The sequence below is a fragment of the Erythrobacter sanguineus genome (genome assembly GCF_900143235.1).
Classification (GTDB): domain Bacteria; phylum Pseudomonadota; class Alphaproteobacteria; order Sphingomonadales; family Sphingomonadaceae; genus Erythrobacter; species Erythrobacter sanguineus.
This window is the reverse complement of record NZ_FRDF01000005.1, coordinates 82,827-108,896: the sequence shown is the minus strand read 5'-3', so window position 1 is coordinate 108,896 and position 26,070 is coordinate 82,827. Positions and strand designations below refer to the sequence as shown.

The following is a 26,070-nucleotide window of genomic DNA, read 5'->3' as shown; positions in this document are numbered from 1 at the left end:
CGCTGTTGCATCCCGCTGTCGCGCGCTCGTGGCCCGCCTTGCTGGTGACGAGCGCGCAGCCACTCTGACCGAATTCGCCTTTGTCGGGCCGGTGTTGATCGTGATGGTGATGGGTATCTTCGACATGGCCCACACGCAATACACCACCTCGCTGGTCAATGGTGCCTTGCAAAAGGCCGGCCGCGATCTGACGCTGGAAAATGCGGGCAGTCGGCAGGTTTCGATTGATGATGCCGTGCGGACCCAGGTGATGTCCGTTGTCCCGCCCGAGGCGACCGTTGAGTTCGAAAAGCTGTCGCATTTCGACTTCAGCGATATCGGCGAGGCTGAAGAATATACCGATGATAATGGCGACGGCGAATGCAACAACGGCGAGGTCTTTGTCGATGCAAACGAGAATGGCCAGTGGGATGCCAATCGCGGGCGCGAAGGCATCGGCGGCGCGCGCGATGCGGTGCTTTATACCGCGATCGTCTCCTATCCCCGACTGTTCCCGATGTTCGGCCTTGTCGGAATGCCCGATAGTGTAACGCTGCGCGCCTCGACCGTGCTGCGCAACCAGCCCTTTGATGAACAGGTCCGTTCGAGCGAAACGGGGAACTGCCCATGATGCCTGTTAGCGCTTTCACACCCGCGACGCTGGGCAAGTCAGCGGCAAGACTTTGCCGCCGTGCGTGCCGCCTGCCCCGGACGCTGGCCCGGAACAATTCGGGTGTCGCCTTTGTCGAATTCGCCTTTGCCGCGCCGCTCGTGCTCGGCATGGGGATGCTCGGCACCGAAACCGCCTTTTACGTAATCACGCATATGCAGGTCAGTCAGGTGGCCATGCAGATTGCCGACAACGTCTCACGCGTGGGCGAACAGGATGTGCTGATCGCCCGCCAGGTGTTCGAGTCCGATATTAACGAATCCTTCATCGGTGCAGAGCGCCTGGGCGAGCAGATCGACATCTTCGAGCAGGGACGGATCATCGTCTCGAGCCTCCAGCAGAACGCCGATGGCGGCCAATGGATCGCATGGCAGCGCTGCCGCGGCGCGAAGGTTCATGATTCGACATTCGGCGTTCAGGGCAACGGAGCCACCGGCACGACCTTTCCCGGAATGGGCGAGGCCGGCCGCGAGATTACCGCAAGCCCCGGGACCGCGGTGATCTTTGTCGAAATATCCTATGATTATGAGGCGCTTACCCCGTTCGATATTTTCGACGGGAACGCCATTACCTACACCGCTGCGTTCAACATCCGCGACAATCGCAATCTTACGGGCCTGTTCCAGCGCAACCCGCCCGCACCCGTCGCCAACTGCAACATCTATTCGGCAGACCGCCCGGCCTGATCATGACCGGGCGGCCCCGCGCCGCTATTTGTAGCACACCTTGCGCGCGGCATCGGCAATGCGTGCCGCATCGATCAGCGCAAGCTTTTCAAGGTTGGCCGCATAGGGCAACGGCACATCCTCGTTGCACACCCGCAGCACCGGCGCATCGAGGTGGTCAAAGCCCTGCTCCATGCACACCGCAATCACTTCGCTGGCGATGGAGCAGGTGGGCCAGCCTTCCTCGGCAATGATCAGGCGGTTGGTCCTGGCCAGACTGCTGAGGATCGTCGCGGTATCGAGCGGGCGCAGCGTGCGCAGGTCGATCACTTCGGCATCAATTCCTTCGTCCGCCAGCGTTTCGGCGGCTTCCAATGCCATGCCCACGCCGATCGAGTAGCTGACGATGGTGACATCGGTGCCTTCGCGCATGATCCGTGCCTTGCCGATGGGCAGGACGTGATCATCCAGTTCCGGCAGTTCAAAGGTCCGGCCGTAAATCAGCTCGTTTTCAAGGAAGACAACCGGGTCTTCGCAGCGGATCGCGGCCTTCATCAGCCCTTTGGCATCCGACGCATCATAGGGCGCGATCACGATCAGGCCGGGGACGCTGGCATACCACGGGCCGTAGTTCTGCGAGTGCTGCGCGCCGACGCGTGAGGCCGCACCATTGGGGCCGCGGAACACGATCGGACAGCGCATCTGACCGCCGGACATGTAATTGGTCTTGGCCGCCGAATTGATGATGTGATCAATCGCCTGCATGGCGAAGTTGAAGGTCATGAATTCGACAATCGGACGCAATCCGCCCATCGCCGCCCCGGTGCCGATCCCGGCAAACCCATATTCGGTGATCGGGGTGTCGATCACCCGCTTCGGCCCGAATTCGGCCAGCAGGCCCTGCGTGACCTTGTAGGCGCCCTGATATTCGGCGACTTCCTCACCCATTACGAACACCCGGCCATCACGGCGCATTTCTTCGGCCATCGCATCGCGCAAGGCTTCGCGCACGGTGATCGAGCGCATGTTGGTGCCCGCCGGGATTGCGGGGTCAGAAGCGGGTGCAGAAACGGGCTTTTCGGCTTTCGGTGTTGGTGACGGAGTTGGTGCTGGAGCTTGTGTTTCCGCTGGCGCAGGCGCAGGCGCCGCTTCCTCCCCTTCCCCTTCGATCAGCGCAATCACTGCGCCCACCGCGACATCCTCTGTGCCCGCCGCAATCAGGATCTTCGACAAAACGCCTTCGTCGATGGCTTCGAATTCCATCGTTGCCTTGTCGGTCTCGATCTCGGCGATGATATCGCCCGGTTCGATCCGGTCGCCTTCTGCCTTCAGCCACTTGGCCAGCGTGCCCTGCTCCATGGTCGGCGACAGGGCCGGCATCTTCAGTTCGATCGCCATGGCTCAGTACTCCCCCACCAGCACATCGGTGTAGAGTTCGCTCGTCTCTGGTTCTGGCGAAGTTTCGGCAAAATCGGCGGCCTGAGCCACTTCGGAACGGATCGCCTTGTCGATGGCCTTCAATTCGTCTTCGGTCTTGCCGGCTTCGACCAGCGTCTTTTTCAGCCGTTCGATCGGATCGTGGTGATCGCGCTGGTCCTGCACTTCCTCGCGGGTGCGGTACTTGGCCGGGTCGGACATGGAATGGCCGCGATAGCGATAGGTGTTGCACTCCATCAGCACCGGGCCTTTCCCGGCGCGCACATGGGCAAAGGCGACTTCGGCCGCCGCGCGCACTTCGAGCACGTCCATGCCGTTCACTTCCATGCCGGGAATGCGGAACGCGGTGCCGCGGCGGTAAAAGCGGGTTTCGGCAGACGAACGCTTGGTCGCAGTGCCCATCGCGTATTGGTTGTCCTCGACCACGAAGACAATCGGCAGCTTCCACAGGGCGGCCATGTTGAAGGTTTCGTAGACCTGGCCCTGATTGGCCGCCCCATCACCGAAATAGGCGAGGCAGATGCCGCCATCCTCGTTGTACTGGTGCGCCAGAGCGAGGCCGCCGCCCAGCGCCACCTGTGCGCCGACGATGCCGTGGCCGCCGTAAAACTTATGCTCGGTCGAGAACATGTGCATCGACCCGCCCTTGCCCTTGGAAATCCCGGCCTCGCGACCGGTCAGTTCCGCCATGATCACCTTGGGATCGATCCCGTAGGCGAGCATGTGGCCGTGATCGCGATAGCCGGTGATCACGCTGTCGCGATCATTGTCGAGCGCGCTCTGGAGGCCGATGGCGACCGCTTCCTGCCCGATGTAAAGATGGCAGAATCCGCCGATCAGCCCAAGCCCGTAAAGCTGCCCGGCCTTTTCCTCGAACCGCCGGATCAGCAGCATCTGCCGGTAGAATTCGAGCATCTCTGCTTCGCTTGCATCATAACGCTTGCTGGCTTCGAATGCCTCTTGCAGCGAGTGCAGGATAAAATCGGGATCTTCCGCCGGAGCGGCAGGTTTGGGGTTGCGCGAGGCGGGCTTCTTTGCCGGCGGTGCGGACTTGGAAGGTTGTTTTGCCAAGATCGGGTTCCTCTCTCAGGCGCGCTTCGGGGGAGGAGGTGCGCGTGATTTCGCTATAGGCAGGGATTTACCCACCGCGCAACGTCAAGCGAACCGTGATCACACGCTCGCATACGAAATCAGCCGATTATGCAAAAAACCCGCAGGCTTATACCAGCGCGTTATGATGCCAACGCATCACGCGCTGGAAATGCTCAAGACCCGCACGGGCTTAACCAATGCTTGATGAGTCAACCGCATCGGGCATTGGTATTACTCGTCCTCAAGCGTGATGACGAGCTCATCCTCATGAATGACGCCGAGCTGCTCGCGCACCAACTCGCTGGCGAGGTCGGGATCGGCGGCTTCGGGATCGAGCAGCATCACACGGTTGCGCAAGGCATTGCGTTCAGCGGTCAGGCGATCAACCTCGGCCTCGCGCTGTCCAAGCGCAGCGAGGTTCTCGCTCCAGGCAAGCAATCCAGTCGGGCCGGCGACAGCAAAACCGGCCAGCGCCAGCAGCGCAGCCAGTGCCACGACCTGCTTCAACCTTTCGCCTGATCCTGTCTTGCGCATCCCTGCCTTAACCCCTTTTGTCGATATTGCCACAGAATCACACTTGCCACCCGTCTGCAAGACCCAAGTGCTGGCCCGTGCGATTATCCTTGCGGATTGCGGCTCAATAGCTGCGCGGCAGGCCCAGCACGTGTTCGGCGAGATAAGAAAGGATGAGGTTGGTCGAGATCGGCGCGACGGTGTAGAGCCGTGCTTCGCGGAACTTGCGTTCGACATCGTATTCCTCGGCGAATCCGAACCCGCCGAAGGTCTGCACGCACATGTCGGCCGCCGCCCAGCTGGCTTCGGATGCGAGCAGTTTGGCCATGTTGGCTTCCTCGCCCGGATTGCCGCCTTCATCATAGACCTTGGCGGTATGGAGCACCATCAGCTCGGCCGCGCGCATCTGGGCATAGGCGCGCGCGATCGGGAACTGCACGCCCTGATTCTGGCCGATCGGGCGCGCAAACACATTGCGATCCTTGGCATAGTCGGTGGCTTTCCCGATGAACCACTTGGCATCGCCGATGCATTCTGCGGCAATCAGGATACGCTCGGCATTCATGCCTGACAGGATGTAGCGGAAGCCCCTGCCTTCCTCCCCCACCAGCGCGGAGGCGGGAATGCGCAGATCATCGAAGAACACCTCGCAGGATGAATGGTTCATCATCGTGCGGATCGGCTTCACCGTCATCCCGTTGTCCAGCGCCGCCTGCATGTCGACCAGAAAGATCGAGAGGCCATCGGTCTTCTTTTCCACCTCCTCGCGCGGCGTGGTGCGGGCGAGCAGCAGCATCAGGTCGGAATGTTCGGCGCGGCTGGTCCAGATCTTCTGTCCGGTGATGACATATTCCTCGCCATCGCGGACTGCGCGGGTCTTGAGGCTGAGCGTGTCCGTGCCGCTGGCGGGTTCGCTGACGCCAAAGGCTTGCAGCCGCAGTTCCCCGCTGGCGATGCGCGGCAGGTAATGCGCTTTCTGCGCCTCGCTGCCATAGCGCAGCAGCGTGTTCATGATGTACATTTGCGCATGGGCGGATGATCCGTTGCACCCGCTCGCCTGAATTTCTTCCATGATCACGCAGGCCGCCTCAAGGCTGAGACCGCTGCCGCCATGGTCAACCGGGATCAGCGCTGCGAGGAAACCCGCACGGGTCAGGGCATCAACGAACTCGCCGGGATATTCACGGGCAGCATCCTTCGCACGCCAGTATTCCCCGGGAAATCCTTCGCACAGGCTGCGCACCGCGCGGCGGATTTCAGCAAGCTCTTCGGTATCATGCGGCATGCCTGATCATTCTCCTGATAACGTCCGGCGGATTGCCCCGCCTTCAATGCTACGTCCAGCGCACAAAAATGATGGTCAATCCGGCAAGACGCCCATCCCCTTCTCGCAAGACAGGCGCACTGGCAATCCCGTTTCGATCTGATACTGAAACGGCAAAGCAGGAGAGGCTACGGCCATGCAGATCATCGCCCACGATCCGGCCCGGTTTGCCGGGATCCCGGATTACCCCTTTGCTGAAAACTGGCTGACCATAGACCTTGGCGAGGGATATTCGGGCCGGATGCATTATCTCGACGAGGGCCCTCGCGGCGCCCCAGCGCTGCTACTGTTCCACGGCGAGCCGAGCTGGAGCTATCTTTATCGCAAGATGATTCCCTTGCTGGTTGCGGCAGGATTTCGCTGCCTTGCGCCCGACCTGATCGGTTTCGGCAAAAGCGACAAACCCGGCGACCAGAGCTTCTACACCTACGCCCGCCATGTCGCGTGGTTGAAACAGTGGCGCAATGCGGTGGTGCCTGATGTGGCGGGCCTGTTCTGTCAGGACTGGGGCGGGCTTCTGGGCCTCAGGATGGTCGGGCAGGAACCGGAACGCTTTGCTTTCGTCGTCGCCAGCAACACCTTTCTGCCCACCGGCGGCAGGGCTTCGCCGGGTTTTCTGGCGTGGCGCGAATTTGCCCGCACCTCGCCCGATTTCAGGATCGGCGGGATCATGGACCGCGGCTGTCAGTGTGCTTTGAGTGCAGCCGAGATTGCCGCCTATGATGCCCCCTTCCCCGACGAACCCAGCAAGGCCGGCGCGCGCGCTTTCCCGCAACTGGTGCCGGTCGAGGATGACAGGCCCGGTGTCGCCGACAACATCGCCGCGTGGCAGGGGCTGGAAGGGTATGACAGGCCGTTCCTGACCCTGTTTGGCGAAGATGATCCGGTGCTGGGCATGGCGGGGCCGCTGCTTGCAGAGCGGATCATGGGCGCACAAGGTCAGCCCCATGCCATGCTTTCGACCTGTGGCCATTTCAGCCAGGAAGACCGCCCTGCCGAACTTGCGCAGGCGATGATCGACATGGCGCACAAGGCAGGCTTTCCCGCTTGAACCTGCCAACAGACCAACCCGGCGGGGCCGCAGCCTATCTGAGCCGGGGGCAGGAATATGCCCTCGCCGTGACTGTCGCGGTGGTGACTGCCAATGCCTATTACATCCACCCGATCATCGGCGAGGTTGCGCGCGGCTTCGGGGTTGGCGAGGCGCAGATCGGTATTGTTCCCGCGCTCAACCAGCTTGCGCTGGCGCTGGGCATCCTGCTGCTGCTGCCGCTGGGCGATTTCTATTCCAACCGGCGATTGTGCCTGTTGTTCGTTGTGGGCCAGACATTGTGCATGCTGGGCATGGCGATGGCCAAAGACTTCGCCCTTTTCACCCTCGCCTCGACCCTGCTCGGCTTCGTCACCATCGCGCCCTATCTGATCCCTGCCTTCGCATCGAAACGGGTCGCGCCAGAGCGGCTTGGGCAGGTCACCGCACTGCTGACGGCGGGGGTGATTTTCGGCATTCTCGTCGCCCGGCTCAGCGCCGGGGTGATCGCCGAACATGCCGATTGGCGAGCGGTTTACTGGTTCGCCTTTGCACTGATGGGAGGGGTCGCGGTATTCCTGCCCTTCGCCATGCGCAGCGAGAACCTGCCGCGCAAGCAGCCGCAGGCGAGCTATGGCGCCTTGATCCGCTCGGTTTTCGCCCTTGCCGCGCAGCACCCCGAGATGCGGATTTCAGCAACGATCCAGGGCCTCAATTTCGCGATCTTCACAGCCAGCTGGCTGGCGCTGGCGCTCCACCTTACCAGCCCCGAAATGGGCTATGGCACAGACAGCGTCGGCTACCTTGCAGGGATTGCCGCGATCAGCATTTTTTCCACGCCGCGGCTTGGGCGCTGGGCGGATAAGGTGGGCGCGCGCCGGGCACGGCTGACGGCGGCAGTCGTGCAACTGGCAGGGATCGCCCTGTTCTACCCCCTCGGTTTCGGGATCCTGCCGCTGGTTGTGCCGCTGCTGCTCGTTAACCTCGTCGGCCCGACCATTGATGTGACCGGACGCATGATCCTGTTCGCGCTCGCTCCCGAGATTCGCACCCGGCTGATAACATCCTACATCGTGGTCATGTTCATCGGCGGTGCGATCGGCAGTGCGCTTGGAACAGCTGTCTATGATTGGGGTGGCTGGGCCGGAACCTGCGCGCTGATGTTGATCATGTCGCTGGGGGTGGTTTCTCTCGCCTTTCATGCCGAGCGGCGCTGGCGGAAAGCCGCGCTTTAACGGCGAACCGGCTGGATGGTGACCCCGGCGCGATTCGAACGCGCGGCCCCCAGATTAGGAATCTGGTGCTCTATCCGGCTGAGCTACGGGGTCCCGGAACCCACATAGCAGCGTCAGTGGACGGCGCAATATCGGCCCGCAGGAGCGAGGGAATCGCACGCCAGACGGCGTGCGCACGATAATGCCGATCAATTCAGTTTGTCTGGGGGAGCGACCGGGAACGGCAGCGGAGCAACCGGCACACCCTCATCGATCAGCGCTTTTGCCTCGGCAAGAGTGGCCTGCCCGTGGATCGGTGCCTCATCGCGCTCGCCATAATGCATCGCGCGCGTTTCGTCAGCGAATCTGTCGCCGACCCATGTGCTGGTCTTGAGTGCGTCGGCCTGCGCCTTGGCGAGCGCGGTGAGCGCCTGCTGCACCTGCGGCGACATCGGCGCATTGGCGAGCTGCCGGGATGCTTCGGGCGCGGGGATGGAACGCTCAGGCCTTGCGTTGCCCTTGGCCGGAACCGCCGGGGCCATGGGCGCCTTGCTGACCTCGGCCGTGCCGCAATGCGGGCAGGCCACCAGCCCGCGCGCCTGCTGGTCCGCGTAATCTGCCGAGGAACCGAACCAGCCCTCGAACCGGTGGCCGTCAGCGCAGGAGAGGTCGAATACGATCATTATGCGTCCGATCCGGGAATGTTGCGGCGGTTGGCAAGAGCCGGCACCTGGGCGCGTACCTCGGCAATCCGGGCATGATCGATGTCGTAGAACGCCAGCCCCGGTTCATCGCCCCCCATGTCGAGCAGCACCTCGCCCCAGGGATCGACCACAAGGCTGTGGCCATAGGTTTCGCGCCCGTCTGCATGCTGGCCGACCTGCGCGGCGGCAATGACAAAGGCGCTGGCCTCAATAGCTCGGGCGCGCAGCATCACGTGCCAATGCGCAGCGCCGGTGGGGCGGGTGAAGGCGGCAGGCACGGCGATCACATCGCAGCACCGGTCGCCCAGTTCACCGAAAAGCGCGGGGAAGCGGAGGTCATAGCAGACTGTCAGGCCCAGCCTGCCGATTGGCGTATCCTCGACGGTGACGACCTGGGTTCCCGGCTCGTATGCGGCACTTTCGCGCCACTTTTCGCCTGTGCCGAGCTGGACATCGAACATGTGGATCTTGTCATATGTGACCGGATCAACCGCGCTTTCGCCGTGGCGGCTGAAATACATCGAGCGGTTGGCCCACTTGCCGTTCGCGCCCCGCACGGCTTGCGAGCCGAGCGCGATGTCGATGCCGAATTCGCCTGCATGATTGAACAGCCGCCCGGTCGCTTCGCCGGGCCCGCTCCCTTCGATCCAGTCGCGCGCGCGTTCGCGATTGCGGTCGAGCAGGATCGACATTTCCGGCGTGAACAGCACCTGCGCGCCCGCCGCCGCCGCATCGCGCGCCGCGTCCTCGATGGCGAAGAGGTTCGCCTCCGGATCGATCCCGGAACACATCTGCAGGACGGCGATTCGCGCCATCAGCCAGCCAGCAGCGCGTCGAGCCGGCCTGCTCGTTCCAGCGCGGCGAGATCATCAGACCCGCCCACATGCGTATCGCCGATGAAGATCTGCGGCACTGTCATCGCCTGCGGTGCGCGCGCGCGCATTTCGTCGCGCTTGGGCCCGCCCATGGTGATGTCATGCTCGGAATAGGCCGCGCCCTTCTGGTCGAGCAGGTGCTTGGCACGCACACAATAAGGGCAACCGAATTTGGTATAGATGTCGATCTGTGGGCCAGCCATTGCGATCCTCTTGAAAGGTAAGATTTGCAAACCAGATAGGGGCTGTCGCTGTATTCCGCCAGTCTTGGGGAACGCGCAAGCGGCAAAGCGGGTGCTGCATCCGGCAGGCCCGCAATCAGGTGCCAAATTGCTCAGACAAGAGGATTTGCGATTATGTCACGTTTCGATTTCACCCCCTACCGCCGCAGCACCGTGGGCTTTGATCGCCTGTTTGACCTGCTCGAAAATCAGGCGCGTCTGAATGCGGGGGACAATTACCCGCCCTTCAACATCTCGCGCCAGGGCGAGGACAATTACCGCATCACACTTGCGGTGGCCGGTTTCCGCGCGGCTGATATCGACATCACCGCGCAGCAGAACCTGCTGGTTGTGCAAGGCAAAAAGCGCGAGGAGACAGCGGACGGCTCGGAACTGATCCACGTCGGCATCGCCAATCGCGGGTTCGACCGGAGATTTGAACTGGCCGATTTCGTCCGCGTCGAAAACGCCGACCTCGCCGACGGTCTGCTGACCATCGATCTGGTGCGTGAAGTGCCCGAGGCGATGAAGCCCAAGAAAATCGCGATCAACGGCGCCGCCCAGCTAACCGCCGTTCCGGTGGACGGCGACAATAAAGATCAGGCCAGCGCGGCCTGACAGGGAACAGCTTTTTCGTTTGAAAATCAAAGGGGGCGGATCTTTCGATCCGCCCCCGCGGCTTTCGCCGCCTTGCCTGATCCTGTCCGTCCGGGTCGCAGAAGACGGACAAAATCCAGCAAGCCAAATTCGCCAGAGGATCCGGGCACCTTGCGGGAATACCGCTACTGCCCCGCTTGCAAGCGCTGCCTGCCTGGCCGCGCAGTGGGTACGAGACGCCATCTGATAATGCGCGTTTAATGCTTAACCGTAACCTCACGCAAGGCCAAACTTACATCTTTGTAAAGATACGACACATGTTGGCCGCGGGTTGTAACAAGCTGGCCCAACAAACTGACAATCGGCGGCTTGTGCGCAGCCGTGCAGCCTAATCTGATCCAGTTGAGATCGGGGCCTGAGATCGGGGCCTGAGATTGCTCTGCACTCTACACGAGTCGCGATTGCTCCAGTGCCGCTGCGATGAACCCGGCGAACAAGGGATGCGGATCGAACGGGCGGGATTTCAGCTCAGGGTGGAACTGCACACCGACAAACCACGGGTGATCGGGACGCTCGACAATTTCGGGCAGCAACCCGTCGGGCGACATGCCCGCAAATAGCAGCCCGTCCTTTTCCAGCGGCTCGATAAAGGCGCTGTTGACCTCGTAGCGGTGCCGGTGGCGCTCGGAAATCATCTCCACCCCGCCATAGATACGCGAGGTGTGGCTGTTGGCGCTGAGCTTTGCCGGATAGGCGCCAAGCCGCATCGTTCCGCCAAGATCGCCCCCTGCCTCGCGCTGCTGCAAGCCTTCCTTGCTCATCCACTCGGTGATGATGCCTACCACCGGGGTATCGGTCGGCCCGAACTCGGTTGACGAAGCCTTGGCGAGCCCCGCCGTGCGCGCGCCTTCGACGCAGGCCATCTGCATGCCCAGACAAATGCCGAAGAACGGCACATTGCGCGTCCGGGCAAAGCCTACCGCGGCGATCTTGCCCTCGCTCCCACGGGTCCCGAAACCGCCGGGCACCAGAATGCCGTGCATCGGTTCCAGCGCGGCGATGATCTGCGAGGTGTCGTCACCCTCAAAAATCTCGGCATCGATCCACTTGATGTTGACCCTGACCCGGTTGGCAAGGCCGCCATGCACCAGCGCTTCGTTCAGGCTCTTGTAGGCATCAGGCAGCCCAACATATTTGCCGACGACAGCTATGGTGACCTCGCCTTCGGGGTTGAAATAGCGGTCGGTTACATCATTCCACGCCGTCAGGTCAGGGGCAGGCGCATCGGTAATGCCGAAACCGCGCAGGACTTCGGCATCCAGCCCTTCGGCATGATATTGCAGCGGCACCGAATAGATCGACGGCGCATCCAGCGCCGGGATCACCGCCTCTTTGCGCACGTTGCAGAAATTCGCGATTTTCTGACGCTCGCTGTCGGGGATCGGATGTTCCGCACGGCACAGCAGCAAGTCGGGCTTGATCCCGAGGCTGGCGAGTTCGCGCACCGAATGCTGGGTCGGCTTGGTCTTCAGCTCGCCCGCCGCCTTGATATAGGGCACCAGCGTCACATGAACCGAAAGGGTCTGGAGCGGTTCGAGTTCGTTCCGGAGCTGGCGGATTGCTTCCATGAAGGGCAGCGATTCGATGTCGCCCACCGTCCCGCCGATCTCGCACAGGATGAAATCGTGATCGCCCTGATCGGCGAGCGCAAACGCCTTGATCGCGTCGGTCACGTGCGGGATCACCTGCACTGTCGCGCCCAGATAATCGCCGCGGCGTTCCTTGGCGATGATGTCGCGGTAAACCCGCCCGCTGGTGATATTGTCGCTCTGCCGCGCGGAAACGCCGGTGAAACGTTCGTAATGCCCGAGATCGAGATCGGTCTCTGCCCCGTCATCGGTGACATAGACCTCGCCGTGCTGATAGGGGCTCATCGTGCCCGGATCGACGTTGAGATAGGGATCGAACTTGCGGATGCGGACCTTGTAGCCACGCGCCTGCAGGAGGGCCGCCAGTGAGGCAGCCATGAGACCTTTGCCGAGCGAGGAGACCACGCCGCCGGTGATGAAAATGTACCGCGCCATGGGAGACGGGCCTTAAGCAGCGAGAGGGATTCGGGGCAAGCGAATTGCGGCACTTGTGCGCGGCCATCCACAGGCGTGTCGTCCGAAGGCCGCATTCTGAACGGTAATCAGGGTGGACACGGCGGACACCATGTCGCTTCCAGCAGCCAAGATCGTGCTTTTGGAAAAAAACGAGATCAGCCAGGAAGAATCCAGGTCATGCATGGGAAAAGCGCGCAAGATCCGCAGCACGGATCATGGTCGCCGCCGCTGGCTTGGAAAGATCGCGGATTGAACACCCCATCAACATGATGATGCATCCCGCCTGAGGTCTGGCAAAAAACGCCAGACGGCGCACGCGCCGCGCTTATTCAGCGAGCGGGTCTTTGGCCGGAGCGGCCGGTGCCGTTTCAGCGGGAGCATTTGCCGGGGTATCCGCCGAATCGGCCAGCAGATCGGGTGCAGCGGCCGGTGCAGCGCGATCAAGCGTCGAGCTTACGGTGCCAAGGCTGCTCTCACGCACGGCGAGCGCGGCCAGCACGATCGACAGCACCACGAACGCCACGGCCAGCCACTTGGTCGACCGGGTCAGGAAATCTGCAGCCCCACGCGCACCGATCCCGCCGGACGGGTTTCCGCCAATGCCCAGTCCCCCGCCTTCGGAGCGCTGCATCAGCACCACGCCGACCAGCGCTGCGGCCACCACAGCCTGAATCACGGTGAGGAAGATAAACAGGGACATGGACAAAACTCGTCAAAGGGCGTTGCGCCCGGTGTGGCAATCTGCGCGCCATGTAGGCAACGCGCGCGGTCTCGGCAAGGGTGGCCGGCACAGGCCCGTTGCTGCGATCAATGATCCGTCGGCTCGCCCGCCGCCAGCGCAATGCCCATGAAGCTGTCGGCCGTCAGGCTTGCCCCGCCCACCAGCGCCCCGCCCACTTCGGGCACGGCGAAGATTTCGGCAGCGTTCTCGGCCTTGACCGAGCCGCCATACAGGATGCGCACCGCGCCGCCCTGTTCCTCGCCGTAAAGCTCGACTAGCAGGTGCCGGATCGCATCATGCATCTCGGCGATGTCATCGGTGGTGGCGGCATTGCCCGTGCCGATCGCCCAGATCGGTTCATAGGCCACCGTGATGCGCTCGGCGAGGTCGGCCGGCACATCGTCCGGCGACGGGAGCGAGGCCTTGAGCTGTGTTTTGACAAAGGCGACCGCACGGCCCGATTCGCGGGTCTTGGCGCTTTCGCCGCAACACATGATGATTCTCAGGCCCGCCGCCAGCGCCGCCCCGGCCTTGGCGCGCACCAGCGCGTCGTCCTCGGCATGATCCTGCCGCCGTTCGGAGTGGCCGAGGATCACGAACTTGGCCCCGGCATCGGCGACCATCGCTGCCGATATGTCGCCGGTATGCGCACCGCCATCGGCATGGTGGCAATCCTGCGCGCCGACCGAGATCTGCTCGGCCTCGCGGTGGATCGGGTGGATCAGCGTGAAGGGCGGCGCCAGCGCAACCTCCACCTTCATGTGCCGCTGGGCTGCGCGATCAATGGCGCGCGCTTCGGACAGCATCGCGCGGGTGCCGTGCATCTTCCAGTTTCCGACGATGTAAGGTCGGCGTGTCATGGGTTTGTCCTGGACCTTTGGAGAGGGAATAGCGATTCCCATAGACATTACGCCCTTGGGGGAGCGTCCGCTAGCCGAGGTAGACCCCGCAGTCAAAAGGCCCGATCAACAAAACACGCCGGTTGCACAAAAGGCGCCGGTTGAACAAAAGGCCGGGAGACCTGTTGCCGCGCGGTCTCAGGGTGGATAAAGCGCGCTCGCGCTATTTCGCTTGCGCCATTTCGCTTGCGGCAGACGGGGGACCCCGCCTTGCCCGCCGGCAGCCAATACTTACCGGTAGGGTCTTAACCGCAATGCTGTCCTTTTTCCGTCGCTTTTTCCAGTCGAAGATCGGTCTGCCGATCTTCATCGGTTTTCTGGTGCTGATCGCGCTCGCTTTTGCAGCGGCGGATATCACCGGGTCGACGTTCGGCGGGGTGTCGGGCGGCGACCGGGTGGCTGTGGTCGGCGGCGAACCTGTCGCCAATTCCGAACTGGTCACCGCAGCCACCACCGGGCTTGATCAGATGCGGCGCCAGAACCCGACCCTGACCATGCCCGAATTCGTCACCGAAGGCGGGCTGGACGAAGTGCTGCGCCAGCTGATCAATCGCTATGCGGTGGGCAATTATGCCGAGAAATACGACCTCAGGGCGGGCCAGAATCTGGTCAACAGCGAAATCCTCAAGATCGAAGCGTTCCGCGGGCTGACCGGCGAATTTGACGAGGACAGCTACCTTGCCGCGCTGCGCCAGGCCGGGCTGAGCGATGCGGTGTTCCGCCGCGATCTGAAGGACGGCCTGCTCGAACAGCAATTGCTGAAGCCCGCCGTGGTCGCACCGCAGATGCCCGAGAGGATCGCCCGGCAATATGCCGCGCTGGTGCTGGAACGGCGGCGCGGGGAAATCGCGCTGGTGCCAAGCAGCATCTTTGCGCCGGAAAGCGGGCCGAGCGAGGCCCAGCTGACCCAATGGTATGGCGAAAACCGCACCCAGTTCATCCGCCCCGAACGCCGCACCTTGCGCTTTGCCGTATTTGGTGCCGACACGCTCGAAGTGTCCGCCACGCCAAGCGAAGCGGAAATCGCGGCGCGGTACAAGCGTGATGCCGACCAATACAAGGCAATCGAGCGCCGCGCGGTGACGTCCTTTGTCGTTCCGACCGAGGATGCCGCCAAGGCTTTGGCAGCGCGGATCCGCGCGGGAACCTCGCTTGAGGCGGCGGCGCTCGAGGCGGGCTTCAATTCATCGAGCGCCGAGCTGCGCGATCGCGAAACGCTCGCCAATGCGACCAGCTTCGCCTTTGCGGAAAATGTCTTCAAGGCCGAGCGCGGCACGGCGGTCGAACCGGCGCAGGGCACGCTTGGGTGGTATGTCGCGCGGGTCGATGAAATCGAGCGCATCCCGGCGCGCACCCTTGCCCAGGCCAGCCCCGAAATCACCGAGCAGCTTGCCACTGAAAAGCGCGGCGCTGCCGTGGCCGACCTGACGGCGGAGATCGAGGCCGAGATCGACGGCGGCACGGCGCTGGCCGAAGTGGCCAAGGCCTATGACCTCACCATCGAGACCACGCCCGCCCTGCTTGCCAGCGGGCAGGCCTTCGGGCGGGCTGATGTGCAGATCGTACCGCAACTGGTGCCGGTGCTTTCAACCGCATTCCAGATGGATGAAAGCGAACCGCAACTGGCCGAGGTCGTGCCCGGGCAGCAATTCGTGGTTTTCGAAGTCGCACGAATCGAGGAAGCCGCCGCCCCGCCGCTGGACGAGATCAAACAGCAGGCCGAGGCAGCGTGGAGCCGGGCGCAAGGCGCAAAAGCCGCCCGCGCGGCAGCCGACCGGATCATCGAAAAGGCACGAGGCGACATGGCCCTTTCCGCGGCCATCGCCGCCGAGGAAAAGTCCGGTTTCGAGCGTGAGCCGATCGATCTGAAACGCCGTGAATTGCTAGCCCAGCGGCAGGGCAATCTCCCGCCGCCGCTGGTGCTGATGTTCTCCATGGCCGAAGGATCGATCAAGGTGCTGGAGGCTCCGCGCGATCTGGGCTGGTATATTATCAGCCTTGATGAAATCACCACCGATCCGGTCGACGGCGAACCGGGTCTGCTGGAACAGACCCGCCGCCAGCTCGCGCCCACCCTGACAGAGGAATATCGCAGTCAGGCGCAGGCAGCGATGCGTGCAGAGCTGGGCACGACGCGCAACGAGGCGGCCATCGCGGCGGTGCGCAAGCAGCTGACCGGCGAACAATGAGCGCAGGCACAGCCGCTTCGTGACCACCCGATCCGATCCCAATTCGACCGGTCTGCCCGAAAACGCAGCTGCTGCCGCCGCAGCGCTGGCGCTGGGCGGCCCGGCGCTGGTGTGGCGGCGGATCATCGCCGACAGCGACACGCCGGTCGGCGCGGCGCGGCGGTTGATTGTGCCCGGGCGCGGCGATTTCCTGCTCGAATCGGTCGAGGGCGGCGAGGTGCGCGGACGTTACAGCCTGCTGGGCCTCGATCCCGATCTGGTGTTCCGGGCCAGCGGCACCACCGCCGAAATCAACCGAGACTGGCGCCGCGACCGCGAGGCCTTTGAGCCGTGCAGCGGCGATGCGCTGGCTGAATTGCGTGCGCTGGCCGCGACCTGCCGGGTCGATCCCCTGCCCGAAGGCCTGCCCCCTGCCCTCGCCTGTCTGGTCGGCTATCTCGGCTATGAGACGATTGGCCTGGTCGAGCGCCTGCCACGCGCCGCCGACAGCCCGCTTGCCCTGCCTGATCTGCTGTTCGTGCGGCCAGGGGTGATCCTTGTTTTCGATGGGCTGACCGACGCGCTTTATGCCGTTGCACCGATCTGGCAGGCGGACAATCCGCAAGCTGCGGTTGAACATGCCGGCGAACGGATCGATGCCGTGCTGAGCCAGCTTGCCCAGGCAGCTCCGCAGGCGGAGCAGCCTGCCCTGCCCGATGCGCTGCCCGACCTTGCACCGGTAATCGCACCCGATGATTACAAGGCCATGGCGTTGCGGGCGAAGGACTACATCCTCGCAGGCGACATTTTTCAGGTCGTGCTCGCCCAGCGCTTTACCTGCCCCTTCCCGCTGCCGCCGCTGGCGCTGTACCGCGCCCTGCGCCGGGTAAATCCTTCGCCGTTTCTCTATTTCCTCGACCTGCCCGGCTTTGCGCTGGTGGGGTCCAGTCCCGAAATTCTGGTGCGGGTGCGCGACGATGAGGTCACCATCCGTCCGATTGCCGGCACCCGGCCTCGCGGGGCCACGCGCGAGGAAGACATCGCCAACGAAGCCAGCCTGCTGGCCGATCCCAAGGAACGCTCCGAACATCTGATGCTGCTGGATCTGGGGCGCAATGATGTGGGCCGGGTGGCGGCGACAGGCAGCGTTACTGTCACCGACAGCTTCACGGTCGAACGCTATAGCCATGTCATGCATATCGTCAGCAATGTGGTGGGCAAGCTTGCGTCCGATAAGGACGCATTGGACGCGTTGTTTGCAGGTTTTCCAGCGGGCACTGTGTCAGGCGCCCCGAAAATCCGGGCGTGCGAGATCATCGCCGAACTGGAGCCGGAAACGCGCGGGGCCTATGCTGGCGGGGTCGGCTATTTCGCGCCCGACGGCAGCCTTGATTCGTGCATCGTGCTGCGCACTGCCGTGGTCAAGGACGGGGTGATGCACGTGCAGGCAGGCGCAGGGATCGTTGCCGATTCAGAACCCGATTACGAACTTGCCGAATGCCGCGCCAAGGCCGGCGCCCTGATCGCCGCCGCCCGCGAGGCAGTCCGCGTGGCGGGAGAACCGGGGTATGGGCAATGATCCGCGCCGCTGCCCTTGCCGCAAGCTTGCTGCTCGCTCTTGCCGCCTGTTCCGATCCGCCCGCGGGCGAACCAGTGGTGCGGGCGCATCTTGATGGATCGACGCCGCCGGAGGAAATCGTTCCTCCTGCGCCCACGCCCACGCCCACGCCCAGCGTCGCGGCGGTGGATTCCGCCTGCCGCAGTGCTGTGTTCGAGGAAGTGCCGATCACCCATTGCATCGCCGATCCGGCCACGCACCGCATCGCCATGGCAAACGCGCCTGCTGGCGGGCAGCCTTTTGGTTCGCTTGCCGCCTTTGCCGCCAGCGCCGATGCCGCCACCATCGCCTTTGCCATCAACGGCGGGATCTATGGCGATGACCTGAAGGCGATCGGATATTACGTCGAAAATGGCGAGCGTCTGTCCGAGCTGAACCGCAGCGACGGTGACGGCAATTTCTACATGAAGCCCAACGGGGTGTTCTTCGGCACCGGCGGCACGTGGCGGGTGCTGGCGAGCGATGCCTTCTTTGCCACAGTCAGCGACCGCCCGCAGTTCGGCACCCAGTCCGGCCCGATGCTGGTGGTGGATGGCAAGTTGCACCCTGCCATTCAGGAGAATGGCCCTTCGCGCGCCATCCGCAATGGCGTGGGCGTGGACCAGACAGGCCGCGCCCACTTCGTCATCGCCGATGCACCGCTCAGCTTCGGACAGCTGGCGCGCTATTTCCGTGACGAATTGAAGGTGAGCAATGCGCTCTATCTCGATGGGCAGGTGTCCGCGTTGTGGGATCCTGCCAACGAACAGCAAGGCGGCCGCATGGATGGCGGCCGCGTGGGCCCGATCATCGTGGTGACAAAACGCGAAGGAGCCGCCCAATGACACCTTCCGGCACGATCCTTGTCATCGACAATTACGACAGCTTCACCTTCAACCTCGTCCATTACCTGATGGAACTGGGGGCGGAGGTGCGCGTGGAGCGCAACGACGCGCTTACCGCTGCCGAGGCGCTGCGGACGAATGCCGCGGGCTTCCTGATCTCGCCCGGCCCCTGCACCCCCAACGAGGCCGGGATCAGCCTTGATCTGGTCGCCGCCTGCGCGGATGCGGGCAAGCCCTTGATGGGCGTGTGTCTGGGCCATCAGGCGATCGGCCAGCATTTCGGCGGGCGCGTGGTGCGCGGCGGGTTGATGCATGGCAAGACCTCTCCAGTCACGCATGACGGGACCGGAGTGTTTGCCGGGCTGCCCTCGCCCTTCATCGCCACGCGCTATCACAGCCTTGAAGTGGTCGACATGCCGGACGTGCTGATCGCCAATGCCCATGCGCAAACGCCGGGCGCGGGCCAGGCCAGCGTGATGGGCTTCCGGCATGAAAGCCGGCCGATCCACAGCGTGCAGTTCCATCCCGAAAGCATCGCCACCGAACATGGCCACGCGCTGCTGGCCAATTTCCTGCGCGTTTGCGGGATCGAACCAAAGCTGCCCGCAAGGCTCGGCGCATGAGCACGCTCCCTGACCTTTCCACGCCGCTGAGCGAGGCTGAGGCCGAAACCGCGTTTGGCCTGCTGCTTGATGGGGCGCCCTCAGAATCCGACATCGAAACCTTCCTTATCGCACTGTCCGAACGCGGCGAGACGGCTGATGAAATCGCCGGTGCTGCGCGGGCCCTCAGGGCGCGGCTGATTCCGATTACCGCACCCGAAAACGCGATCGACGTTTGCGGCACAGGGGGCGACGGACACCATACGCTCAATGTCTCCACCGCCGTCAGCCTTGTGGTCGCGGCCTGCGGCGTGCCGGTCGCCAAGCATGGCAACCGTGCGGCATCATCAAAGGCAGGAGCGGCGGACACGCTCGAAGCCTTGGGCCTTGATATGGACGCCGCCGGGCGCACTGCGGAAAGAACCCTCGCCGAAATCGGCATCTGTTTCCTGTTCGCCAGGAACCACCACCCGGCGATGGCGCGCATCCAGCCCATCCGCCAGAAGATCGGCAAGCGCACGATCTTTAACCTGATGGGGCCGCTGTCCAATCCGGCCAAGGTCAAAAGCCAGCTGATCGGCATTGCCCGGCCCGCCTATGTTCCGATCTATGCTGGCGCGCTGGCGCGGCTTGGCACTGGCCGGTCGCTGATTGTATCGGGCGATGAAGGGCTGGACGAGTTGAGCCTTGCGGGCGGCAACGAAGTCGCGGTGGTGACCGGCACGAGCTTTGCGATGGAGCGGGTCGATGCCAGCGCAGCGGGCCTGCCGCACGCGCCGATCGAGGCGATCCGCGGCGATGACGCGCAGCACAATGCTGCCGCGCTCAAGGCGCTGCTGATGGGCGCGCCCGGTCCCTATCGCGATGCAGTTCTGTTCAACGCGGCGGGCGCGCTGCTGGTCGCGGACCGCGGGAGCGATTGGCAGAATCGCGCTGGCATGGCGGCAGAGGCGCTCGATTCCGGGCGTGCATTGGCGCTGCTCGAACAATGGATTGAGCTGGCCCGTTAATGCGCTGGCCCGTTAAATCGCCAACGAAGTGAGACGATGAACAAGCTTGAAGAAATCTGCGCCGCCAAGCGCGAAATTGTCGCCGCCCGCAAGCTGGCGATCAGCGAACAGCAACTGGCCGCCGCCGCGCGCGTCCAGACACCGCCGCGCAGGTTCGAGGCCGCCCTGCGCGCCCGCGCCGCTTCAGGCTATGCGCTGATTGCCGAGATCAAGAAGGCGAGCCCTTCCAAAGGTCTGATCCGCAACGATTTCCGCCCCGCCGAACACGCCGCAGCCTATGAACAGGGCGGCGCGACGTGCCTTTCGGTGCTGACCGATGCGCCCTATTTTCAGGGACACGAGGATTGCCTGATACAGGCCCGCGCCGCCTGCGCCCTCCCGGTGCTGCGCAAGGATTTCATGGTCGATCCGTGGCAATGCCTCGAAGCGCGGGCCATCGGGGCCGATGCGATCCTGATCATTGTCGCCGCGCTGGATGACACGCTGATGGCCGAGATCGAGGTGGCGGCGACCGAATGCGGCATGGACGTGCTGGTCGAAGTGCATGACGAGGCTGAAATGGAGCGCGCTGCACGGTTGCTCAAATCCCGCCTGATCGGGGTCAACAACCGCGATCTCAAAACCTTCACCACGTCGCTTTGCGTCACCGAACGGCTCGCGCCGCTCGCACCCGAAGGCACGCTGCTGGTGGGCGAAAGCGGCATCAACAGCCATGCCGACATCACCCGTCTTGCCGCCTCGGGCGTGCACACTTTCCTTGTCGGGGAAAGCCTGATGCGCCAGCCCGATATCGCGGCAGCCACCCGCGCCCTGCTCGAAGGCCAATCCTGATCAAATCGCTGGCTGTCCTACAGCGGCAAAATCGGGCAAGACCGGGCGCATGACCATGTTCATTCCCTTGCCGCCTGCTCGCCTCGTACCCGATGGCGACCGGGCGGGATTTCTTGCCCTGAACAGTGTCTCATGTGTCTCCTACACGCCGCTTCGGAAAGCATCGCGGGCTTCAACATGAACGAAACCGATCCCCGATTGACCCATCTCGATGATGATGGTGCAGCGCGCATGGTCGATGTCGGCGGCAAGCCAGCGACCCGGCGCCGCGCGGTCGCATCGGGGATCATCTCCATGTCGGCAGAGGCACTCGCCGCGATCCGGGCTGGCAATGCGCCCAAGGGTGATGTGCTGGGCACTGCGCGTATCGCCGGGATCATGGCGGCCAAACGCACTGGCGAATTGATCCCGCTATGCCATCCGCTCGGCCTTGAGGCGGTGAACGTGGATTTCACCTATGAAGATGCCGACGGGGCCGGAGCGATCCGGGCCACGGCCACCGCCTCTTTGACAGGGCGGACAGGCGTGGAAATGGAAGCGATGACAGCCGCTTCGATCGCACTCCTGACGATTTACGACATGGCCAAGGTGATCGACAAGGGCATGGTCATTTCCGAAGTGCGCCTGATCGAAAAGACCGGCGGCAAGTCGGGCGACTGGAAGGCAAGCGCGGTTTGAGCGCGCTGCTTGGCCTGGAGGAAGCGCAAGCCCGGCTGCTGGCGCTGGCCCCGGTGCTGCCGCTCGAAAATGTCCCGGTTGAGGCCATGCTGGGCCGCTACCCCGCCGAGGATGTGCGCGCCGCCCGGACCCAGCCTCCGGCCGATCTTTCTGCCATGGATGGCTATGCGCTTGCTCCCGGAAACGGGCCATGGGCGCTGGTCGGCGAGAGCCGCGCCGGATCACCGTTTGGCAACGCGCTGACAGCGGGACAATGCGTGCGGATATCGACCGGCGCGGTGGTGCCCGACGGCGCGACCTGCGTGCTGTTGCAGGAAGACGCCGCAATGGCTGATGGACGTGTCACAGCCAGTGCCATCCCGGATCACGGGCGGCATATCCGGCGGCGCGGGTTCGATTTTCGGGCCAGTGATGTGGTGCTAGCACGTGGCACACGGATGACCGCAGGGCATATTGCCCTCGCGCTTGCCGCAGGGCATCGGCAACTTGCCGCTGCGCGCCCGGTGCGGGTTGCGGTGATGGACAGCGGCGACGAACTCGCCCCCGATCCGGCCAATTGCGCCCCTCACCAGATCCCCGCCAGCAACGGCGCGATGATCGCTGCAATGCTGGCGCCAGTGGGCTGCGAGGTGCTCCGGCTCGGCCCCATTGGTGACGATATGGCTGCACTTGCCGCCGCGCTGGCCCAGGCCGAAAACGCGGATATCCTGATCACATCGGGCGGAGCATCGGTGGGCGATCACGACCTCATCAAGCCCGCGCTCGGCCAGTGGGGCGCGCAGACGGCCTTCTGGAAGGTCGCAATCAAGCCGGGCAAGCCGTTGCTGGTGGCAACGCGCGGCGCGCAGGTTGTGCTGGGCCTGCCGGGCAATCCGGTATCGAGTTTTGTCACCGCCTTCCTGTTCGCCCTGCCGCTGGTGCGCGCGGCGATGGGCAGTCCCGATCCGCTTCCGCGCAGCATCACCCTGCCAGCGGCGCAACCCTTGCCCGCCGTGGGCAAGCGCCGCGAGTTCCTGCGTGCGGTGAGCGACGGGCAAGGCGTGCGCCTCGCCGGTTCGCAGGATTCGAGCGCCCTGACCGCGCTCGCCCTCGCCAATTGTCTGATCGACCGCCCCGCGGGAGCCCCGGCAGCATCGCTTGGCGAGGCCTTGCGGGTGTTCCCGCTCCAGAACGGCTGAATTGCGCGGGTTTGCGGCGCGTGGCGCTTGACTTGTGCTTAATGGTTGCCTAATTGTTCCTTGTTCGTTCACCTTATCGGTGGGCGGGGCCTGCGCCTGACGCTCCTGTTGCCCTCCGGGCAGGTGGCTGTTGGCGCACACAGGAAATTGGCACGCTTTGCCCGCGCGGGCGGGTGTTGATGCGACCAAAGGAGACTTGATCAATGCTGACGGCAAAGCAGCACGAACTGATCCGTTTCATCCAGCAGCGGCTGGAAGAAACCGGCATCTCGCCCAGTTTCGAAGAAATGAAGGAAGCGCTCGACCTGAAGAGCAAATCGGGCGTGCACCGCTTGATCTCTGCGCTGGAGGAACGCGGGTTCCTGCGCCGCCTGCCCAACCGCGCGCGCGCGCTCGAAGTGATCCGCCAGCCCGGCGATACCACCCCGGCTGCCCGCTCATCCAGTGCAGGTGCGGGTAATGTCGTGCCGCTCGCGCAGGCGCGCACCGCGCCCGAACCGGCCAATGACGTGATCGAACTGCCGCTCCACGGCCGGATCGCCGCCGGCGCCCCGATCGAGGCGCTTGAAGGCCAGAGCACCCTGCCCGTTCCGGCGGCCCTGCTTGGCCCCGGCGAGCATTACGCACTTGAAGTGTCCGGGGATTCGATGATCGAAGCCGGCATTTTCGATGGCGATTTCGCGCTCGTCCGGCGCACCGAAACCGCCCGCGACGGCGAGATTGTGGTGGCGCTGGTGCGGGGAGAGGAAGCGACACTCAAATATCTGCGCAAGGAAAGCGGGATGGTCCGGCTCGATCCGGCCAACGGCGCCTACGAACCGCAGGTCTACCGGCCCGATGAAGTCAAGGTGCAGGGAAAGCTCGCCGGATTGCTGCGGCGCTATCATTGATCGCGCAGGCGGCGCGCGGGGCGGACGGCGCTAACCGTCCCCGCGCCACCAGCCATGCCCGCCTTCACGCTGGGCCACGGTGGTGACAGTCCGACGATCAAGGTCGATCGATAGCCCTCCGGTGGCGGTCAGTAACCGCCGGTCGGCCTTCAGCCAGCGCGGGCGGCACGAACGTGGCAGGTAACGGTCGGCAATCACGATATCGGCCTCGGCGCAGGCGCTCGCAAGTGCGCGTTCTTCCACCCGATCACGGCTGCGCGCCATCAGGATCGCCCAGTCGCGTCCGCCCCGATTGATCACCAGCGTGCAAAAAACGCTGGAACAGCGGGCGCCGGGCCACTTTGCAAGCGGCACCGGATCGCCCTTTACCCCCGCCAGCTCAATGAGATTGTCGCGCGCATAGGATGATCGGCTGTCCCGCAAAGACAGCAACCGCCGCGTGCCGTCGGCTGCGGTTATGGTGACGCCCACTTGTCGCCCGTCGCCCGACACCAGCAGATCGGGTACCGGAGTCAGAACCGTAATCAGGCTTGCGACAATCACCGGCACCAGTCCCAACAAGCGCGCCCGCCCACTCCACAGCGCCAGCCACAAGCCGCCCGACGCGAACAGCGCGATCGCCACATCGCCGATTTGCGGCATCAGCTTCACCGCGCCTGGCTGGCTCGCGGTGAAATGCGCGATCCCCAGCAGCAGATCGAGCGATCGCTCCACCAGCCACCAGACCGGCGCGCCCGCTCCGACAAGGTCGAACAGCAAGCCCAGGGCAATCAGCGGCATCGAGACAAAGGTAACCAGCGGGATCGCGATCACATTGGCAAATGCACCGTAAAGCCCGGCACGATGGAAATGGAACAGCACCACCGGCATCAATGCCAGTTCGATCACCATACCGGTGACAAACAACATCACCACCCGCCGCCCGAACCGCGTCCACCACGCTTCCTCGCGGGCCGCCAGAAATGCCCGCACCGGTGCGCTGGTGGAAAGCGCAATGATCGCCAGCACCGCGCTGAAACTCATCTGGAAACTCGGGCCAATCGCGCTCTCCGGCCATAGCAGCAGCACGAACCCCGCCGCTACAGCCACCATCCGCAGAGACAGGGCGTCACGTCCCAGCGCCAGCGCGATCAGCACCAGCATGGCGGCAACGCAGCTTCGCACGGTCGGCACCTCGGCCCCGGTCAGCAGAGTGTACCCAACCCCCGCCAAAGCCCCGCCTGCCGCCGCCATGACCGGCAATCGCACCCGCAGCGCCAGTGCTGGCCACAGGGCGAGCGACTTCAGAACCGCAAGATAGGCCGCCGCAATCACCGCGCTGACATGCAGCCCGCTGATCGACAGAAGATGGGTAAGCCCCGCATCGCGCATCGCCTCTTCATCGGCGCGGGCAATGCCGCCGCGATCACCGCTGGCAAAGGCGGCGGCGATGGTACCCGCCGAGCCATCGACCCGCGCGCGGACATGGGCCGACAAGGCCCGCTGGATTGTCGCGATCCCGCCGCTTGTCGGTGCCGCGCGGACAAGTTCAACCGGGCCGACGACGCTACCTGTTGCAGCCAGCCCCTTGAACCATGCTGCGCGCGCGAAGTTGTAGGCACCCGGCAACATCGGGCTGGCAGGCGGCATCAGCCGCGCACGCAGCCGCACCACTGCGCCCTCGGCCACCTTGCCCTCGGCCAGCACCCCTTCAGCCCCGGCAAGCGCTTCCAACGGCACATTGATCCGCACCTTTATGGCTTCAGGATTGTCGACACCGCGCACGGCCAGCGTCAGCCGGGTTCGGCCCTCGGCGGGCTGGTCCTCGCGTTCGAGCACATGGCCGACCAGCAGCGCGACCTGAGGGTGAGCGATCGGTTCGGCACCGACGACCTCCGATCGTAGCCAGATCACCGCAACCCCGGCGGCGAACACCAGCCCTGCGGCAATCATCGCAAGGCGGAGCCGGACACGCGTCTCATCACCGGCCCCCCCCGGCGGCCATAATGCCAGCCCCGCCGCCGCCAGAACACCCCCTGCGGCCATTGCCGCCAGCCAGTGCCACATCCCCGGCAGCATGAACCAGACCATGATACCGGCCATGAACAGCACAGCCAGCCACGGCCCGCGATCGAACCCGGCGTCGGCGAGAAAGCGCTCCGCCGTGTCGGCAAACCTGCCCGATACGCCCTTGCCAGCGCTGGACATTCCGCCCCCGCTTTGCCAAGGCCGCGCCGATACGACGC

Annotated in this window: 26 protein-coding genes and 1 tRNA gene; 15 read left to right on the top strand and 12 right to left on the bottom strand. The window is 64.1% G+C overall.

The genetic code is table 11. From position 1 onward, the window contains the following. The first annotated feature begins 28 nt into the window (after positions 1 to 28). Together BUA05_RS05260 and BUA05_RS05255 are read left to right on the top strand one after the other, a co-directional pair. On the top strand, positions 29 to 610 hold the full coding sequence (locus BUA05_RS05260; protein ID WP_245790093.1) for a TadE/TadG family type IV pilus assembly protein: 582 nt from the start codon (positions 29 to 31) through the stop codon (positions 608 to 610). Continuing rightward, entirely contained in the window at positions 607 to 1,335 is a 729-nt protein-coding gene (locus BUA05_RS05255; RefSeq protein WP_245790092.1) for a TadE/TadG family type IV pilus assembly protein, read from the top strand. The genes BUA05_RS05260 and BUA05_RS05255 overlap by 4 nt, the downstream gene beginning before the upstream one ends. Before the next feature lie 24 nt (positions 1,336 to 1,359). On the opposite strand, the gene BUA05_RS05250 is transcribed toward BUA05_RS05255, so the two are convergent. From BUA05_RS05250 to BUA05_RS05235, 4 genes are all read right to left on the bottom strand, one after another. Continuing rightward, the gene (locus BUA05_RS05250) at positions 1,360 to 2,712 is read right to left on the bottom strand and encodes a pyruvate dehydrogenase complex E1 component subunit beta (RefSeq protein WP_072673613.1); all 1,353 of its coding nucleotides are present in this window, start codon (positions 2,710 to 2,712) and stop codon (positions 1,360 to 1,362) included. Positions 2,713 to 2,715: 3 nt separating this feature from the next. Beyond that, the gene (gene pdhA, locus BUA05_RS05245; protein WP_072673612.1) at positions 2,716 to 3,822 is read right to left on the bottom strand and encodes a pyruvate dehydrogenase (acetyl-transferring) E1 component subunit alpha; all 1,107 of its coding nucleotides are present in this window, start codon (positions 3,820 to 3,822) and stop codon (positions 2,716 to 2,718) included. A 252-nt stretch (positions 3,823 to 4,074) separates the two neighbouring features. Beyond that, positions 4,075 to 4,350: an FtsB family cell division protein gene (locus BUA05_RS05240; RefSeq protein WP_342742089.1), complete on the bottom strand. Its 276-nt coding sequence runs from the start codon at positions 4,348 to 4,350 to the stop codon at positions 4,075 to 4,077. 130 nt (positions 4,351 to 4,480) lie between these two features. Next, on the bottom strand, positions 4,481 to 5,641 hold the full coding sequence (locus BUA05_RS05235) for an acyl-CoA dehydrogenase family protein (protein ID WP_072673610.1): 1,161 nt from the start codon (positions 5,639 to 5,641) through the stop codon (positions 4,481 to 4,483). A 175-nt stretch (positions 5,642 to 5,816) separates the two neighbouring features. Here BUA05_RS05235 and BUA05_RS05230 point away from each other — a divergent pair, with 175 nt between their 5' ends. Together BUA05_RS05230 and BUA05_RS05225 are read left to right on the top strand one after the other, a co-directional pair. Next, the gene (locus BUA05_RS05230) at positions 5,817 to 6,731 is read left to right on the top strand and encodes a haloalkane dehalogenase (RefSeq protein WP_072673609.1); all 915 of its coding nucleotides are present in this window, start codon (positions 5,817 to 5,819) and stop codon (positions 6,729 to 6,731) included. Beyond that, positions 6,728 to 7,945, top strand: coding sequence for an MFS transporter (locus BUA05_RS05225; RefSeq protein ID WP_245790091.1), 1,218 nt, complete (start codon positions 6,728 to 6,730; stop codon positions 7,943 to 7,945). The genes BUA05_RS05230 and BUA05_RS05225 overlap by 4 nt, the downstream gene beginning before the upstream one ends. A 16-nt stretch (positions 7,946 to 7,961) precedes the next feature. Here the strand turns inward: BUA05_RS05225 and BUA05_RS05220 are convergent. From BUA05_RS05220 to grxC, 4 genes are all read right to left on the bottom strand, one after another. Next, positions 7,962 to 8,038 (bottom strand) — tRNA-Arg (locus BUA05_RS05220). 95 nt (positions 8,039 to 8,133) lie between these two features. Continuing rightward, on the bottom strand, positions 8,134 to 8,607 hold the full coding sequence (locus tag BUA05_RS05215; protein ID WP_072673608.1) for a DUF1178 family protein: 474 nt from the start codon (positions 8,605 to 8,607) through the stop codon (positions 8,134 to 8,136). Next, complete coding sequence (locus BUA05_RS05210; protein ID WP_072673607.1) at positions 8,607 to 9,443, bottom strand: carbon-nitrogen hydrolase family protein; 837 nt, start codon at positions 9,441 to 9,443, stop codon at positions 8,607 to 8,609. Before BUA05_RS05210 ends, BUA05_RS05215 begins: the two co-directional genes overlap by 1 nt. Continuing rightward, positions 9,443 to 9,706: a glutaredoxin 3 gene (grxC, locus tag BUA05_RS05205; RefSeq protein WP_072673606.1), complete on the bottom strand. Its 264-nt coding sequence runs from the start codon at positions 9,704 to 9,706 to the stop codon at positions 9,443 to 9,445. Before grxC ends, BUA05_RS05210 begins: the two co-directional genes overlap by 1 nt. A gap of 153 nt (positions 9,707 to 9,859) precedes the next feature. Between grxC and BUA05_RS05200 the strand changes: the two genes are divergently transcribed. Continuing rightward, positions 9,860 to 10,342, top strand: a complete 483-nt coding sequence (locus BUA05_RS05200; protein WP_072673605.1) for an Hsp20 family protein — start codon at positions 9,860 to 9,862, stop codon at positions 10,340 to 10,342. 425 nt (positions 10,343 to 10,767) lie between these two features. On the opposite strand, the gene BUA05_RS05195 is transcribed toward BUA05_RS05200, so the two are convergent. Then, entirely contained in the window at positions 10,768 to 12,405 is a 1,638-nt protein-coding gene (locus tag BUA05_RS05195) for a CTP synthase (protein WP_072673604.1), read from the bottom strand. Positions 12,406 to 12,535: 130 nt separating this feature from the next. On the opposite strand from BUA05_RS05195, the gene BUA05_RS14710 reads away from it, so the two are divergent. After that, positions 12,536 to 12,679, top strand: coding sequence for a hypothetical protein (locus tag BUA05_RS14710; protein ID WP_158093689.1), 144 nt, complete (start codon positions 12,536 to 12,538; stop codon positions 12,677 to 12,679). A gap of 72 nt (positions 12,680 to 12,751) precedes the next feature. On the opposite strand, the gene secG is transcribed toward BUA05_RS14710, so the two are convergent. Both secG and tpiA read right to left on the bottom strand, forming a co-directional pair. Continuing rightward, the gene (secG, locus tag BUA05_RS05190) at positions 12,752 to 13,126 is read right to left on the bottom strand and encodes a preprotein translocase subunit SecG (protein WP_178139142.1); all 375 of its coding nucleotides are present in this window, start codon (positions 13,124 to 13,126) and stop codon (positions 12,752 to 12,754) included. 107 nt (positions 13,127 to 13,233) lie between these two features. Beyond that, a complete protein-coding gene (gene tpiA, locus BUA05_RS05185; RefSeq protein WP_072673603.1) occupies positions 13,234 to 14,007 on the bottom strand; it encodes a triose-phosphate isomerase in 774 nt (257 codons plus the stop codon). A 293-nt stretch (positions 14,008 to 14,300) separates the two neighbouring features. On the opposite strand from tpiA, the gene BUA05_RS05180 reads away from it, so the two are divergent. From BUA05_RS05180 to lexA, 9 genes are all read left to right on the top strand, one after another. Next, positions 14,301 to 16,235, top strand: a complete 1,935-nt coding sequence (locus BUA05_RS05180) for a peptidylprolyl isomerase (RefSeq protein WP_072673602.1) — start codon at positions 14,301 to 14,303, stop codon at positions 16,233 to 16,235. 52 nt (positions 16,236 to 16,287) lie between these two features. Continuing rightward, a complete protein-coding gene (locus tag BUA05_RS05175) occupies positions 16,288 to 17,793 on the top strand; it encodes an anthranilate synthase component I family protein (RefSeq protein WP_072673717.1) in 1,506 nt (501 codons plus the stop codon). Then, entirely contained in the window at positions 17,790 to 18,656 is an 867-nt protein-coding gene (locus BUA05_RS05170; RefSeq protein ID WP_072673601.1) for a phosphodiester glycosidase family protein, read from the top strand. The genes BUA05_RS05175 and BUA05_RS05170 overlap by 4 nt, the downstream gene beginning before the upstream one ends. After that, the gene (locus BUA05_RS05165; RefSeq protein WP_072673600.1) at positions 18,653 to 19,279 is read left to right on the top strand and encodes an anthranilate synthase component II; all 627 of its coding nucleotides are present in this window, start codon (positions 18,653 to 18,655) and stop codon (positions 19,277 to 19,279) included. Before BUA05_RS05170 ends, BUA05_RS05165 begins: the two co-directional genes overlap by 4 nt. Beyond that, positions 19,276 to 20,268 (top strand): anthranilate phosphoribosyltransferase, encoded by a 993-nt coding sequence (gene trpD / locus BUA05_RS05160; protein ID WP_072673599.1) that lies wholly within the window; start codon positions 19,276 to 19,278, stop codon positions 20,266 to 20,268. The genes BUA05_RS05165 and trpD overlap by 4 nt, the downstream gene beginning before the upstream one ends. 36 nt (positions 20,269 to 20,304) lie before the next feature. Continuing rightward, entirely contained in the window at positions 20,305 to 21,099 is a 795-nt protein-coding gene (gene trpC / locus BUA05_RS05155) for an indole-3-glycerol phosphate synthase TrpC (RefSeq protein ID WP_072673598.1), read from the top strand. 177 nt (positions 21,100 to 21,276) lie between these two features. Then, positions 21,277 to 21,777, top strand: coding sequence for a cyclic pyranopterin monophosphate synthase MoaC (gene moaC, locus BUA05_RS05150; protein ID WP_072673716.1), 501 nt, complete (start codon positions 21,277 to 21,279; stop codon positions 21,775 to 21,777). Continuing rightward, positions 21,774 to 22,955: a molybdopterin molybdotransferase MoeA gene (locus BUA05_RS05145; protein ID WP_072673597.1), complete on the top strand. Its 1,182-nt coding sequence runs from the start codon at positions 21,774 to 21,776 to the stop codon at positions 22,953 to 22,955. The genes moaC and BUA05_RS05145 overlap by 4 nt, the downstream gene beginning before the upstream one ends. Positions 22,956 to 23,158: 203 nt before the next feature. Beyond that, positions 23,159 to 23,845, top strand: a complete 687-nt coding sequence (lexA, locus tag BUA05_RS05140) for a transcriptional repressor LexA (protein ID WP_072673596.1) — start codon at positions 23,159 to 23,161, stop codon at positions 23,843 to 23,845. Positions 23,846 to 23,875: 30 nt separating this feature from the next. On the opposite strand, the gene BUA05_RS05135 is transcribed toward lexA, so the two are convergent. Then, complete coding sequence (locus tag BUA05_RS05135) at positions 23,876 to 26,032, bottom strand: ComEC/Rec2 family competence protein (RefSeq protein ID WP_245790090.1); 2,157 nt, start codon at positions 26,030 to 26,032, stop codon at positions 23,876 to 23,878. Positions 26,033 to 26,070: the final 38 nt, after the last annotated feature.